Origin of the sequence: Streptomyces tendae, from assembly GCF_008632955.1 — a bacterium.
In the GTDB taxonomy this organism is placed as follows: Bacteria; Actinomycetota; Actinomycetes; order Streptomycetales; family Streptomycetaceae; genus Streptomyces.
In genome coordinates this window covers 5233736-5247206 of the sequence record NZ_CP043959.1, presented here as the reverse complement: position 1 = coordinate 5247206, position 13471 = coordinate 5233736, and the positions used below count along the sequence as shown (strand labels likewise).

General features: G+C 73.0%; 13 protein-coding genes, 1 pseudogene and 1 riboswitch. Of the genes and pseudogenes, 8 read left to right on the top strand and 6 right to left on the bottom strand.

All coding sequences use genetic code 11. From position 1 onward, the window contains the following. Nucleotides 1–5: 5 nt before the first annotated feature. Both F3L20_RS24150 and F3L20_RS24145 read left to right on the top strand, forming a co-directional pair. Complete coding sequence (locus F3L20_RS24150; protein ID WP_145825329.1) at nucleotides 6–1358, top strand: class II 3-deoxy-7-phosphoheptulonate synthase; 1353 nt, start codon at nucleotides 6–8, stop codon at nucleotides 1356–1358. A gap of 163 nt (nucleotides 1359–1521) precedes the next feature. Next, nucleotides 1522–1749 (top strand): (2Fe-2S)-binding protein, encoded by a 228-nt coding sequence (locus F3L20_RS24145; protein WP_150156135.1) that lies wholly within the window; start codon nucleotides 1522–1524, stop codon nucleotides 1747–1749. Nucleotides 1750–1766: 17 nt separating this feature from the next. On the opposite strand, the gene bfr is transcribed toward F3L20_RS24145, so the two are convergent. Further along, the gene (gene bfr / locus F3L20_RS24140) at nucleotides 1767–2285 is read right to left on the bottom strand and encodes a bacterioferritin (protein WP_145825327.1); all 519 of its coding nucleotides are present in this window, start codon (nucleotides 2283–2285) and stop codon (nucleotides 1767–1769) included. Between the two features lie 185 nt (nucleotides 2286–2470). Here bfr and F3L20_RS24135 point away from each other — a divergent pair, with 185 nt between their 5' ends. After that, the gene (locus F3L20_RS24135; RefSeq protein ID WP_150156134.1) at nucleotides 2471–3118 is read left to right on the top strand and encodes a sulfite oxidase-like oxidoreductase; all 648 of its coding nucleotides are present in this window, start codon (nucleotides 2471–2473) and stop codon (nucleotides 3116–3118) included. Nucleotides 3119–3205: 87 nt separating this feature from the next. Here the strand turns inward: F3L20_RS24135 and F3L20_RS24130 are convergent, their stop codons facing one another. From F3L20_RS24130 to thiO, 5 genes are all read right to left on the bottom strand, one after another. After that, nucleotides 3206–4084 carry a deoxyribonuclease IV gene (locus F3L20_RS24130; RefSeq protein ID WP_145825325.1) on the bottom strand — a complete coding sequence of 293 codons (879 nt, stop codon included), beginning with the start codon at nucleotides 4082–4084 and terminating at the stop codon, nucleotides 3206–3208. Nucleotides 4085–4132: 48 nt separating this feature from the next. Further along, nucleotides 4133–6058: a Stk1 family PASTA domain-containing Ser/Thr kinase gene (pknB, locus tag F3L20_RS24125; RefSeq protein WP_150156133.1), complete on the bottom strand. Its 1926-nt coding sequence runs from the start codon at nucleotides 6056–6058 to the stop codon at nucleotides 4133–4135. A 111-nt stretch (nucleotides 6059–6169) separates the two neighbouring features. Beyond that, entirely contained in the window at nucleotides 6170–6964 is a 795-nt protein-coding gene (locus F3L20_RS24120) for a thiazole synthase (RefSeq protein WP_145825323.1), read from the bottom strand. Nucleotides 6965–6966: 2 nt separating this feature from the next. Further along, nucleotides 6967–7182, bottom strand: a complete 216-nt coding sequence (thiS, locus tag F3L20_RS24115) for a sulfur carrier protein ThiS (RefSeq protein WP_150156132.1) — start codon at nucleotides 7180–7182, stop codon at nucleotides 6967–6969. Continuing rightward, nucleotides 7179–8345: a glycine oxidase ThiO gene (thiO, locus tag F3L20_RS24110; RefSeq protein WP_150156131.1), complete on the bottom strand. Its 1167-nt coding sequence runs from the start codon at nucleotides 8343–8345 to the stop codon at nucleotides 7179–7181. Before thiO ends, thiS begins: the two co-directional genes overlap by 4 nt. Next, nucleotides 8343–8454: riboswitch (TPP riboswitch) on the bottom strand. Its footprint overlaps the gene before it by 3 nt. A 152-nt stretch (nucleotides 8455–8606) precedes the next feature. On the opposite strand from thiO, the gene F3L20_RS24105 reads away from it, so the two are divergent. The 5 genes and pseudogenes from F3L20_RS24105 to F3L20_RS24085 all read left to right on the top strand — a co-directional run bounded on the left by F3L20_RS24105 (nucleotide 8607) and on the right by F3L20_RS24085 (nucleotide 13451). After that, nucleotides 8607–9836, top strand: a complete 1230-nt coding sequence (locus tag F3L20_RS24105; protein ID WP_150156130.1) for an NAD(P)/FAD-dependent oxidoreductase — start codon at nucleotides 8607–8609, stop codon at nucleotides 9834–9836. Nucleotides 9837–9923: 87 nt separating this feature from the next. Continuing rightward, nucleotides 9924–10289: an Rv2175c family DNA-binding protein gene (locus F3L20_RS24100; protein ID WP_145825319.1), complete on the top strand. Its 366-nt coding sequence runs from the start codon at nucleotides 9924–9926 to the stop codon at nucleotides 10287–10289. Nucleotides 10290–10741: 452 nt separating this feature from the next. Further along, nucleotides 10742–11400: pseudogene (gene thiE / locus F3L20_RS24095) on the top strand (thiamine phosphate synthase). A gap of 129 nt (nucleotides 11401–11529) precedes the next feature. Further along, nucleotides 11530–12453, top strand: coding sequence for a methylenetetrahydrofolate reductase [NAD(P)H] (metF, locus tag F3L20_RS24090; RefSeq protein WP_150156129.1), 924 nt, complete (start codon nucleotides 11530–11532; stop codon nucleotides 12451–12453). Between the two features lie 56 nt (nucleotides 12454–12509). Next, nucleotides 12510–13451, top strand: a complete 942-nt coding sequence (locus F3L20_RS24085; RefSeq protein ID WP_150156128.1) for a hypothetical protein — start codon at nucleotides 12510–12512, stop codon at nucleotides 13449–13451. Nucleotides 13452–13471: the final 20 nt, after the last annotated feature.

Genomic DNA, 13471 nt, shown 5'->3' with positions numbered 1-13471 from the left:
GTTCCGTGACCGTGAACGCTAAGACCAGCGCGAGCGCTGGCAACACCTGGCGAGATCTGCCCGCGGCGCAGCAGCCCGAGTACCCCGACCCCGAGGCTCTGCGCGCAGTCATCGCGGACCTCGAGTCGTATCCGCCGCTCGTCTTCGCGGGCGAGTGCGACCAGCTGCGCGCCCGGATGGCCTCCGTCGCCAAGGGAGAGGCGTTCCTCCTCCAGGGCGGCGACTGCGCCGAGGCCTTCGACGCCGTGTCCGCCGACCACATCCGCAACAAGCTCAAGACGCTCCTCCAGATGGGCGCCGTCCTCACCTACGCGGCCTCGGTGCCCGTGGTGAAGGTCGGCCGGATCGCCGGCCAGTACTCCAAGCCGCGCTCCAAGCCGACCGAGACGCGTGACGGCGTGACGCTGCCGACGTACCGCGGCGACTCGGTGAACGGCTTCGACTTCACCGAGGAGGCCCGGGTCCCGGACCCCGAGCGGCTGAAGCGGATGTACAACGCGTCGGCCTCCACGCTGAACCTGGTGCGCGCCTTCACCACCGGCGGTTACGCCGACCTGCGCCAGGTGCACGCCTGGAACCAGGACTTCGTGAAGTCGTCCCCGTCCGGCCAGCGCTACGAGCAGCTGGCCCGGGAGATCGACCAGGCGCTGAACTTCATGCAGGCGTGCGGCGCGGAGCCGGAGGAGTTCAAGACCGTCGAGTTCTTCTCCTCGCACGAGGCGCTGCTGCTCGACTACGAGTCGGCCCTCACCCGGGTCGACTCCCGCACGGGACAGCTGTACGACGTGTCCGCGCACATGGTGTGGATCGGTGAGCGCACCCGGCAGCTGGACCATGCGCACATCGAGTTCGCCTCGCGGATCCGCAACCCCATCGGCATCAAGCTCGGTCCGAGCACGACGGCCGAGGAGGCGCTGCGCTACATCGACCGCCTCGACCCGGAGCGGGAGCCCGGCCGGCTGACGTTCATCGTCCGGATGGGCGCGGACAAGATCCGCGACAACCTCCCCGAGCTGGTCGAGAAGGTGACGGCGTCCGGCGCGACCGTGGCGTGGGTGACCGACCCGATGCACGGCAACACCTTCGAGGCGGCCTCCGGGCACAAGACCCGCCGCTTCGACGACGTGCTGGACGAGGTGAAGGGCTTCTTCGAGGTCCACAAGGAGCTCGGCACCCATCCGGGTGGCATCCACGTGGAGCTCACGGGTGACGACGTCACCGAGTGCGTGGGCGGCGGCGACGAGATCTTCGTCGACGACCTGCACCAGCGCTACGAGACGGCGTGCGACCCGCGGCTGAACCGCAGCCAGTCGCTCGACCTGGCCTTCCTGGTCGCGGAGATGTACCGGGACCAGTGACCGGCACGGCCGGTCGCCGGCCGTCAGGGGTGGGGCGTGTTTCACACCGGATCACGCCCCACCCCTCTTTCGTGCCCTTCGAGGGCGCAGGTAAGGTTAGGTTTGCCTCACCGACGGAGGGTCGGTACGGCACGACCCTGTACTCCGCCGGGAGGTGACCCGCGTGTTCGTCTGCAGCTGCTTCGGCGTGACCGAGGAACAGGTGAAGAGCCACGCGGAAGCCGGTGCCTGCACACCCCGGCAGATCGCCTCCGCCTGCAAGGCCGGCACCGACTGCGGCGGCTGCGTCCGGCGCATCCAGGCGCTGCTGGGCCGTGGCGCCTGCCCCCGGCGGCAGCTCATCGACCAGGGCGAGCAGCCGCTCGTGGCGGAGGTCAAGGAAGCCGCGTAGGCGGTCCCCGCCGTCGTTCAGGGCGTCTTGAAGCCGTGCGTCCCGGGGCCCGAGGGGTCCGGCTGGGACTGCTCGATGACCGTCGACAGGTACAGCGCCTCACCCAGTTTGTCGATCAGCTCCAGCTGGGTGTCCAGGTAGTCGACGTGGTGCTCCTCGTCGGCCAGGATCGCCTCGAAGATGTTGGCGGAGGTGATGTCGTTCTTGTTGCGCATGACCTCCACCCCCCGGCGGAGCCGGTCGATCGCCTCCAGCTCGACCTCCCGGTCGGCCTGGAACATCTCGGTGACGGTCTGCCCGACGCGGACGTGGAACAGCCGCTGGTAGTTGGGCAGGCCGTCGAGCAGCAGGATGCGGTCCGTGAGCAGCTCGGCGTGGCGCATCTCGTCGAAGGACTCGGCGCGGGTGTACTCGGCGAGCTTGTGCCAGCCCTTGTGGTCCTGGAGCTTGGAGTGCAGGAAGTACTGGTTGATCGCCGTCAGCTCGGCGGTCAGCTGCTCGTTGAGGAACTCGATGACCTCGGGATCGCCCTGCATGGCACGGGCTCCTTCCGCGTGGGGGGAAATGAGCGGGTCGCGCGCATGATTACACCGCCGCGGAAGATCGTCCAGTAAGTATGGACTTAGTAAGTAAACCCATACTTGGTCCATTTTGAGGTTGATTGACCGAATCTGCGGGGCCCGGTTCAGGAGCATGGCCACCGGTCTGTCAGGATGGAGACATGGGTCAGCCGGCGGAACGCGAATCGGGGGAGCGCGCGACACGAGGAGCGGTGGATCTCCAGCTCCCGCCGGGGCAGCGGCTGCAGAAGGGCTGGCCGGTCACCCACTACGGGCCGGTCCCCAAGTTCCGCCCGGAGCGCTGGGAGTTCCGCGTCTTCGGCGCCACGGCCGACGGCGGGAAGCGCTGCTGGACCCACGAGGAGTTCACGGCGCTGCCGTACACCACCGTCGAGGCCGATCTGCACTGCGTCACCAAGTTCAGCATGGTCGGCGCGGAATGGGGCGGGATCCCCGCCCGCACCGTCGTGGAGATCGCCCCGCCCGCCCCCGACGTCACCCATGTGATGGTGTGGGCGGAGTACGGATTCAGCTCCAACCTCCGGCTCGCGGACTTCACGTCCGACCGCTCCCTGTTCGCCACCCACAAGGACGGCGAACTGCTCACCGCCGAGCACGGCTTCCCGCTGCGCCTGATCGTGCCGCACCTGTACGCCTGGAAGGGCCCCAAGTGGGTTCGCGGCGTGGAGTACATGACCGCCGACCGCCGTGGCTTCTGGGAGGAGCGCGGCTACCACAACCTCGGCGACCCCTGGAAGGAACAGCGCTACTCCTACCAGGAGGAGCCCGGGGACGGCCCCGAGCTCTGACCTCGGCGCGACGGCCGCTGGTGCGACGGCCGCGCGTACGACGGTCGCGCGTGCCATGGCCGCCCGCACGACGGTCGCGCGTACGGCTCAGCCGTCGCGGAGCTTCTTCAGCCGCTCCACGTCCGCCGCGTGCCCCTCCTTGCCGCCGGGTGTCTCGATGACCAGGGGCACGCCCGCCGTCGCCGGGTGTGTCATCAGCGCCGCGAACGGGTCCTCGCCGATGTGCCCGGCGCCGATGCCGGCGTGCCGGTCCTTGTGCGCGCCGGCCACGTCCATCGAGTCGTTGGCGTGGATCAGCCTCAGCCGCCCCTCGCCGACGGTCGCCACCAGCTCGTCCAGCGTCCGGTGCGCGCCGTCCGGCCCGGTCAGGTCGTGCCCGGCCGCGAAGACGTGGCACGTGTCCAGGCACACGCCGAGCCTCGGGTGGGCGTCCAGCGCCGCGAAGTACGGGCCCAGGTCCTCCACCAGGGAGCACAGCGAGGCGCCCTGGCCGGCGGTCGGCTCCAGCAGCAGGAACGGGTCGTCGTCGTGCGTCAGCTCGTCCAGCAGCGGCAGCATGTGCTCCCGCACCTGCGCCAGCGCCACCGCCCGCTCCCGTCCGCCGGTCGCGCTGCCGGTGTGCACCACCACGCCGAGCGCGCCGATCGCCCGGCCGCGCCGCAGCGAGTGCCGCAGCGACTCCACGGACCGCTCGACGGTCGCCGGGGTGTGGGACCCGAAGTTGATCAGGTACGGGGCGTGCACGTACGCCGGCATCGAGGCCTCGGCGCAGGCCGCGCGGAACGCCTCGTCCTGCACGGGGTTGCCGGCCGGTGTGGCCCAGCCGCGCGGGTTGGCGACGAAGACCTGCACGGTCTCCGCCCCCAGGTCACGGGCGTAGGACAGACCGACGGAATGCAGACCGCCGGCCACGGGGACATGACTGCCGATCGGGTTGCGGGCGGGGCCGGACGGGTGACTCTTCACCCGTCAAGGGTGGCACGGACGCGCGCGTCACCCGGACGGCCCCCTCCGTCACCTGATCCGGAGGGTGATCGTCGAGCCCTTGGGGGCGGTCTCGCCGCCGTCCACCGACTGGTCCTTGACGGTGTCGCCGAACAGGCCCAGCAGGCCGCGGTCCTCCTTCACCCCGAACCCGGCGCCCTCCAGCTTCTCCCGGGCCTCGTCCACGCTGTCGCCGACGACGTCCGGCACCTCGACCATCTCCGGCCCCTTGGACAGCGTGAGGGTGACGGTGTCGCCCTCCGCGGCCTGCCCGCCGGCCCCCGGGGTCTGCCGGGCCACCGTGCCCGCGTCGTGCTCCGAGGTGACCCGCTCGGAGGCGATCTCCACCTTCAGTCCGGCCTCCTCCAGCTCGGCGCGCGCGTCCTCGGGGTCGTCACCGGTCACGTCGGGCAGGTCCACGGGGCTGCCCTTGCTCACGGTCAGCTTCACCGCCGAGCCCGCGCGGACCTTCGTGCCCTTGCCCGGCTCGGTGGAGACCACCGCGTCCTTGGGCACGGAGTCGCTGAACTCGCGGGTGACCATGCCCGGCTCCAGGCCCTCGTCCTCCAGCAGCGAGCGCGCCTTGTCCAGCGGATAGCCGTCCAGGTCGGGCACCCGCACGGTCTGCGGCCCCTTGGACAGCGTCAGCGACACCGAGGCGCTGCCGCGGACGCGGGCGCCCGCCGCCGGGTCGGTGCCGATCACCTTGCCCCGCTCGACGGAGTCGCTGTACTGCTCCTTGACCTCACCGACGTCGAGGCCGGCCTCGGCGAGCCGGTCCCGGGCCTCCTGCTCGGTCTTCGACAGCAGCGGCGGGACCTTGGTGAACTGCCCGGAGTTGATGTACCAGACGCCCGCGCCGAGGCCCAGCACCAGCAGCACGGCCACCACGATCGCCGCGGGTCCGCGCCGCAGCGCCGTACGGCGGCGGGGCGGCAGCGGCGGCGGGGAGCGGAAACGGCTGGTCCGGTTCACCGCATCCGTGCCGTCGTCCTCGTTCACCGGGAGGGGGCGCGGCACGGTGAGCGCGCGGGGGATGACGCTGGTGCGGTCGTCGGCGTTGTCGTGCTCGGAGGTGAGCGCCTGCGGGGGCATCGCGTCGAGCTGCTCGTCGCTGAGCCGGCCGCGCGTCTCACGGGTCCGGGCGAACAGCGCCACCGCGTCGGCCGGGCGGGCCCCGGGGTCACGCGCGGTCGCCGCCGCGACCAGCTGGTCCAGCGCGGGGGCCAGACCGGGCACGGCCGCCGAGGGCGGCGGCACGTCGTCGTGCAGGTGCTTGTAGAGGACGATCGCGGGGGAGTCGCCGTCGTGCGGCTTCTCACCGGTCAGCATCTCGTACAGCAGGATGCCGCAGGCGTACACGTCGACGCGGGGGTCGGCGGTGCCGTGCTCTATCTGCTCCGGCGCGAGGTACGACACCGTACCGAGCACGGTGCCCGTGCTGTTGGTCACCGTGTCCACCGAGCGGACCAGCCCGAAGTCGGCGACCTTGACCCGGCCGTCGTCCCCGATCAGCACGTTCTCCGGCTTCATGTCGCGGTGCACGAACCCGGCCCGGTGGGCGGCGCCCAGCGCGGCCAGCACCGGCTCCAGGATGTCCAGCGCGGCCCGCGCCTGGAGCGCCCCGCGCTCCCGCAGCACGTCGCGCAGGGTGCAGCCCGCGATGTACTCCATCGCCAGGTAGACGTACGCCCCGTCGGCGCCCTGGTCGAAGACCTGGACGACGTTGGGGTGGGCCAGCCGGGCGACGGACTTGGCCTCGCGGATGAAGCGCTCCACGAAGGAGGCGTCGGAGGCGAGCGAGGGGTGCATCACCTTGAGCGCGAGGACGCGGTCGAGACGGGTGTCCAGGGCCCGGTAGACCGTGGCCATCCCGCCGACGGCGATCCGCGCGTCGACGCGGTAGCGGCCGTCGAGCACCTGCCCGACCAGCGGGTCCTGAAGGGTCGTGTCCACGCAGCGAGTCTACGAGTCCGCGAGGACAGTCCCGGCCCGATCAACCGCCGTTGGAGCGGACCTGTGACCTGTGTTACCCGACCGCGTCCGAACACGGCCGGGACACGGGGGTCAGAAGGCGGGCCGCTCCGGGTCCAGCGCGGCCCGGCCCCCGACGGGGGAGGAGGCCTGCGCGAAGTGCCGCCGGGGGATGCGTCCCGCCCGCCGCGCGAGCCGTCCCGCCTCCACCGCGCCCCGCATCGCGGAGGCCATCAGCACCGGCTCCTGGGCGCGGGTGACGGCGGACGCCAGCATCACGCCCGCGCAGCCCAGCTCCATCGCCAGCGCCACGTCGGAGGCGGTGCCCGCCCCGGCGTCCAGGATCACCGGCACCCCGGCCCGCTCCACGATCAGCTCGAAGTTGTGCGGGTTGCGGATGCCCAGACCCGACCCGATCGGCGAGCCCAGCGGCATCACCGCCGCACAGCCCACGTCCTCCAGCTTCCGGGCCAGCACCGGGTCGTCGTTGGTGTACGGCAGGACCGTGAACCCGTCGTCGACCAGCGTCTCCGCCGCGTCCAGCAGCTCGACCGGGTCCGGCAGCAGGGTGCGCTCGTCGGCGATGACCTCCAGCTTCACCAGATCGGTGCCGAGCGCCTCCCGGGCCAGCCGCGCGGTGAGCACGGCCTCCCCGGCGGTGAAGCACCCGGCGGTGTTCGGCAGCACCCCGATGCCCAGCTTCCGCAGCACCGACAGCACGGACCCGTGCACCGAGGGGTCCACCCGCCGCATGGCGACGGTCGTCAGCTCCGTCCCGGACGCCACCAGCGCCCGCTCCAGCACGTCGAGGCTCGGCGCCCCGCCGGTCCCCATGATCAGGCGGGACGTCAAGGTCCGGCCGCCGAGGACGAAGGGATCGTCGGCCACGGTCAGCCTCCTTGGACTGCGGTGAGGACCTCCACCCGGTCCCCTTCGGTCAGGGGGGTGGCGGGCCACTGGGCGCGCGGGACGACGGTTTCGTTGAGGGCCGCGGCCACCCCCGAAGGGGCGGCGGTGAGCGACCTGACGACGACGTCCAGGGCCGTGCCGGGCGGGAACCGGCGGGGCTCGCCGTTGACGGTGACGGTGGTGACCCGGGTGTTCATACGGGCTGCTCCGCGAGGACAGGGGCGCCGAAGCGCCGGGGCGTGAAGGGGAGGGCCTCCTGGGGCAGGTCGCCGGTGGTCAGCGCCCGTGCCATGGCGTCGCCGGTGACGGGCGTCAGCAGGACGCCGTTGCGGTGGTGGCCGGTGGCCAGCAACAGTCCCGCGAGCCGCGTCGGGCCGAGCAGCGGCGCGTTGTCGGGGGAGCCCGGGCGCAGACCGGCGATCGTCTCGGTCAGCGGCAGCTCGGTGATGCCGGGGACCAGCTCGTGGGCGTCGCGCAGCAGCTCGTAGACGCCGCCCGCCGTGACGGTGGTGTCCCAGCCCATTTCCTCGCTGGTCGCGCCGATCACCAGCTCGCCGTTCTCGCGCGGCACCAGGTAGACGTGGCTGCCGCGCACCACGGCCCGCACCGTGCGGCTCAGGAAGGGCTCGGGCCGGTCGGGCATCGCCAGCCGCAGCACCTGTCCCTTGACCGGCCGCACCGGGGGCAGCACGTCCTCCGGGACGCCCGCCAGCCTGCCGCTCCAGCTGCCCGCGGCGAGCACCACCTGGCCCGCGCCCAGCTCGTCACCGGCCGCGGTGACGACGCCGCGCGCCCGGTCGCCGGCGACGACCAGCCGCTCGGCCCACGTGCGGTGGAGGGTGACACCGGCCCGCTCGCAGGCGGTCATGAGGGCGGACGCCAGCCGTCTGGGGTCGATCTGGTGGTCGCCGTCCACCCGTAGCCCGCCGCGCACGCCCGGCGCGAGCATCGGTTCCAGGCGCCGGCACTCCCGTCCGGACAGCCACTGCGAGTCCAGGCCGGAGCGCCGGTGCAGGGCGTGCAGCTCGCGCAGATGCGCGCGGTCGTCGGCGTCCAGCGCCACGGCGAGGGTGCCGCTGCGGCGGTAGCCGAGGTCCTGGCCGGTGTACTCGGTCAGCTCGGCGGCGAAGGCCGGGTAGCGGCGTGCCGAGGCCAGGCTGAGGCCCAGCAGCGTCTGCTCGCCGTGGTGCAGCTCGGTGACGGCGGCCAGCATCCCGGCGGCCACCCGGGCGGCGCCGCCGCCCGGCTCGGGGTCCACGACGGCCGTGGCGAGCCCGGTCTGCGCGGCCCGCCAGGCCGTGACCAGACCGATGATCCCGCCCCCGACGACGAGGACGTCTGCGGTACGCGTGGGCGACATGGGCGTCCAGCCCCTCCCTTCGCCGGCATGACCCGGATCAGGTTCGTACGGTCGGAGGCCGCCAGCCTCCCTCTCAGCCCGGTGCGTCCGGACTCCCGCGAGTGCGTGTACGCGGGCCACCCTAGCCCGCTGCGCGCGGCACCCGTAAGGGACCCCGCGGGCGAGAGGCGGCGGGACCCCTCGCGGGGGAGGAGTGCCGGCGGTCCGGTGCGGCGGCGGCGAGGGTCCGGCGCGGCGGGCCCGGGTGTCTATGGTGAGCGGGTGAGCGAGCAGACGCAGGAACCGGGAGGGGCCGCGCCGCGGCGGGTCGTGGTGGCGGGCGCGGGCATGGCGGGCGTGCAGACCGCGGCCGCGCTGCGGGAACAGGGATTCGACGGCGAGGTGACGTTGATCGGGGCCGAGCCCCACCAGCCGTACGACCGGCCGCCGTTGTCGAAGGCGGTGCTGCTGGGCACGGCCGAGAGCTCCGCGTTCGACGTGGACTTCGAGGAGCTCGGCATCGTGCTGCGGCTGGGCTGCGAGGTGCTGGGCCTGCGCCCCGGCGACCACGAACTGGACACCGAGGCCGGGCCCGTCCCCTACGACGTGCTGGTGCTCGCCACCGGCGCGGAACCGCTCCGGCTGCCCGGCACCGAGGGCGTCCCCGGCGTGCATCTGCTGCGCACCCTGGACGACGCGGCACGGCTGCGGCCGGTGCTCGCGGCGCAGCACGACGTCGTGGTGGTCGGCGCCGGCTGGATCGGCGCGGAGTTCGCCACGGCGGCCCGCGAGGCCGGCTGCGCGGTCACCGTCGTCGAGGCCGAGGAGCGGCCGCTGATCGGGGCGCTGCCCGCCGAGGTCGCCGCGCCGATGGCCGCCTGGTACGCGGAGGCCGGGGTCACGCTGCGCACCCACGCGCGCGTACGGGCCGTCGAGTCCGGTGCCGTGGTCCTCGACGACGGCACGCGGCTGCCCGCCGGCGCGGTGGTCGTGGGCATCGGGGCCCGCCCCGCCACGGCCTGGCTGACCGGCTCCGGGATCGCCCTCGGCACGCACGGTGAGGTCGTCGCCGACGAGCACCTGGCGACCTCCCTGCCCGACGTGTACGCCGTCGGCGACTGCGCGTCCTTCCCGTCCGGCCGCTACGGCGAGCGCCTGCTGGTCCACCACTGGGACAACGCCCTCCAGGGCCCCCGTACGGTCGCCGCGAACATCGTCGGCGGGGGCGGCGAGGTGTACGACCCGGTGCCGTACTTCTGGTCCGAGCAGTTCGGCCGGTTCGTGCAGTACGCGGGCCACCACGCGGACGCCGACCGCACCGTGTGGCGCGGGGACCCGGCCGGTCCCGCGTGGAGCGTGTGCTGGCTGCGTGGGGACCGTCTGGTCGCGCTGCTCGCGGTGGGACGGCCCCGGGACCTGGCGCAGGGACGCCGGCTGATCGAGGCGGGCGCCGCGATGGACCCCGAGCGGGTGGCGGACCCGGCGCGGCCGCTGAAGTCGGCGGCGGCGTGACCCCGGGCGCGCGTCCTCGCGCGACGCGCCCGCCCGGCCGGACGGGGTCGGCTTCCGACTGTCGGTGGCAGGTGGCAGGCTTGTCCCGTGACCGAGATTGACGCAAAGATCGATGCTCTCGTCCCCGCCTGGCTCACCCTTCCCGACATCGCCGAACAGTTCGGCGTCGAGGTGACGCGCGTCCGGCAGCTGGTCAAGGACGGCCAGCTCATCGCCGTACGCCGGGGTGAGAACCGCGCGCTGCACGTCCCCGCCGACTTCATCGACGGGGACAAGATCGTCAAGGGCCTGACCGGGACCCTGACGCTCCTGCGGGACGACGGCTTCACGGTCGAAGAGATGCTGGAGTGGCTCTTCACTCCCGACCCCAGCCTGCCGGGCACGCCCGCGCAGGCGCTGAGCGAGAACCGTGGCACGGAGGTGAAGCGCCGGGCGCAGGCCCTCGCAGTCTGAACCCCCGCCCACCCGCCGGCGTCCCCCGCCGGCCGGGGCCCGGTGCCCTGGCCGGCGGGTCGCCGTTGGCGCGGTGCGCTGCGCCGGGCGACGCGGTCATCGCGTGGTGCGCCGGGCCGTGCGGGTTCCCCGTGGCCGGTCGCGCGTCCCCGCGCCGCGCCCTGGAAGGGGCCGTCGCTGCGCGGTCGCGGGTGTGGCGTTCGATCGGGTGGCGCGGTTCCCGGCGCCCCTGGAAGCGGTGCCGCTGCGGGGTTGGGGGTGCGCCGTGCGTCGGGGCCGGTCGCGCGGTTCCCCGCGCCCCCGAGGGGGCGGTCGTCAGTGCGCCCTTTGCGACCGACGGCGGAGGTACCGCATAGGGTTCCGGCGGCAGGGGCCGGCCGTGGTGGGCCGGGGCTGCCGGTATGCGCGGGTCCGACGGGCCCGTGCCGTCGAGACCGTTTCGGGGGGACCCCATGACCGACACCGTGCGCACCCGGCTGGCCGATGCCCGCGTCTACCTGTGCACCGACGCCCGTAAGCGCCGGGGGACCTCCCGGAGTTCCTGGACGCCGTGCTCGCCGGCGGCGTCGACATCGTGCAGCTGAGGGACAAGGGCATGGAGGCCGCCGAGGAGCTGGAGCACCTGGCGGTCGTCGCCGACGCCTGTGCCCGGCACGGCAAGCTCCTCGCGGTCAACGACCGCGCCGACGTGGCCCACGCCGCCCGCGCCGACGTGCTCCACCTCGGCCAGGGCGACCTGCCCGTCCCCGCCGCCCGCGCGATCCTCGGCGGCGACGTCCTGATCGGCCGCTCCACCCACGCCGGGTCCGAGGCCGCCGCGGCCGCCGTCCAGCCCGGCGTGGACTACTTCTGCACCGGCCCCTGCTGGCCCACCCCCACCAAGCCCGGCCGCCACGCCCCCGGCCTGGACCTGGTCCGCCACGCCGCAGGGCTCGGCACCGACCGCCCCTGGTTCGCCATCGGCGGGATCGACCTGGCCAACCTCGACCAGGTGCTGGACGCCGGTGCCCGCAGGGTGGTCGTGGTCCGCGCCCTCACCGAGGCCGACGACCCGGGTGCGGCCGCCTCCGCACTGGCCCGCCGGGTGCGGGAGGCCGCGGACGCGGGCTGACCCCCGGCCGCCCGGCGCGGAAGCCCACGGCGTCTCAAGTTTGTCCACAGTGTGGACAGCAAGTCGGCAAATCAGACAAATATCCCGCTTCTGGTTGGGGGACCGTCGCACCGTGGCTAACCTGCCGGTATGGCCCTCGGAACCGCATCCACCAGGACGGACCGCGCACGCACCGTGCGCGACATGCTCGCCGCCGGGAAGACGACGTACTCGTTCGAGTTCTGGGCCCCCAAGACCGAGAAGGGCGAGCGCAACCTGTGGAACGCGCTGCGCAGGGTCGAGGCCGTCGCGCCCAGCTTCGTCTCCGTCACCTACGGTGCCGGCGGCTCCACCCGCGCCGGCACGGTGAAGGCGACCGAGCAGATCGCCGCCGACACCACCCTCACCCCGGTCGCGCACCTCACCGCGGTGGACCACTCCGTCGCCCAGCTGCGCAACATCATCGGCCAGTACGCCGACGCGGGGATCCGCAACATGCTCGCCGTGCGCGGCGACCCGCCCGGCGACCCGATGGCCGACTGGGTGCCGCACCCCGAGGGCCTCACCTACGCGGCCGAACTGGTCGAGCTCATCAAGGAGTCGGGCGACTTCTGCGTGGGCGTCGCCGCCTTCCCCGAGATGCACCCGCGGTCGGCCGACTGGGACACCGACGTCGCCCACTTCGTCGACAAGTGCCGGGCCGGCGCCGACTACGCGATCACCCAGATGTTCTTCCAGCCCGAGTCGTACCTGCGGCTGCGTGACCGAGTCGACGCGGCGGGCTGCGAGACCCCCGTGATCCCCGAGGTCATGCCCGTGACCAGTGTGAAGATGCTGGAACGGTTGCCACAGCTCAGTAACGCGGCGTTCCCCGACGCCCTCAAAGAGCGGATCCTCACAGCGAAGGACGATCCGGCGGCGGTACGCTCCATCGGTATCGACTTCGCCACGGAGTTCTGCGCGCGGCTGCTGGCCGAGGGAGTGCCCGGTCTGCACTTCATCACGCTCAACAACTCCACGGCGACGCTGGAAATCTACGAGAACCTGGGCCTGCACCACCCCCCGCAGGCCTAGACCGGTCGCACGCACATACGACACACTGCGTAACGACCACTGGGAGAGGGGCGTACATGGGCTGGACGGTCCTCTACATCGCGTTCGGCATCGTCGCGCTGTGGTTGCTGGGTGAGGTGCTGCTGCAGTACAAGGCGCGCCTGCGCTGGAGGCTGCTCGCCTTCGCCGGGTTCCTCGGCGTCGTGTTCGGCGTGCTCATCCCGTCGGTCGTCGTCATCGGACTGGGCGCCGCGGCCTTCGCCGTCGGGCAGACCTACGTCACGCTGTCGTTCCGCCGCGGCTTCCAGTCCGGCTGGGCGGTCAACGCGCCGATGCTGTCCGCCGCCAAGGGCGGCCGGGGCCGCGGTCGCGGCCGTGACGACGAACCGGGCCCGGAGGCAGGCGACCCGGACACGTCCGGCGGTCACGTCGACGCGTTCGACTCCCGCCCTGAGCCCGCCGGTTACGGCGCCGACGACGACTACGAGCGCGACGACGTCTTCACGCCGGCGGCGGACCGTCAGCAGGCCGCCGAGACCACCGCGGTCTACGAGCCGCAGCCGATGCCCGACGACACCGGTTCCTACGGCGTCTACGGCGACCAGGGCTACGCGACGCAGGACCAGTACGCGGCGACCGCCCAGGGCACCGACCAGAACTACGCCTACGACTACTCCGGTTACGGCCAGCAGCAGGGTTACGACACCACGGGCCAGCAGTACGCGGCGTACTCGGATCCGTACATCGGCAACACCACGTACGGCGGGGGCACGTACGACACCGGTTACACGGACCCGCAGCAGTACGCCCAGCAGGGCTACGCGGCCCAGGACCCGTACGCGGCGGCCGGTTACGGCGGAGAGACCCCGGCGGGCGGCCTGTGGGTGCCGCAGCAGCGCAGCACCGACGACCCCTACGGCGGTGAACTCCCGCCGGAGCAGCAGCAGTATCCGTACCAGGGCGACGGACAGGCGCAGAGCACCCAGGGCAACGGGTACGACGAGCAGTACCGCTACTGAGCGGCCGGCTTCACCGCCGG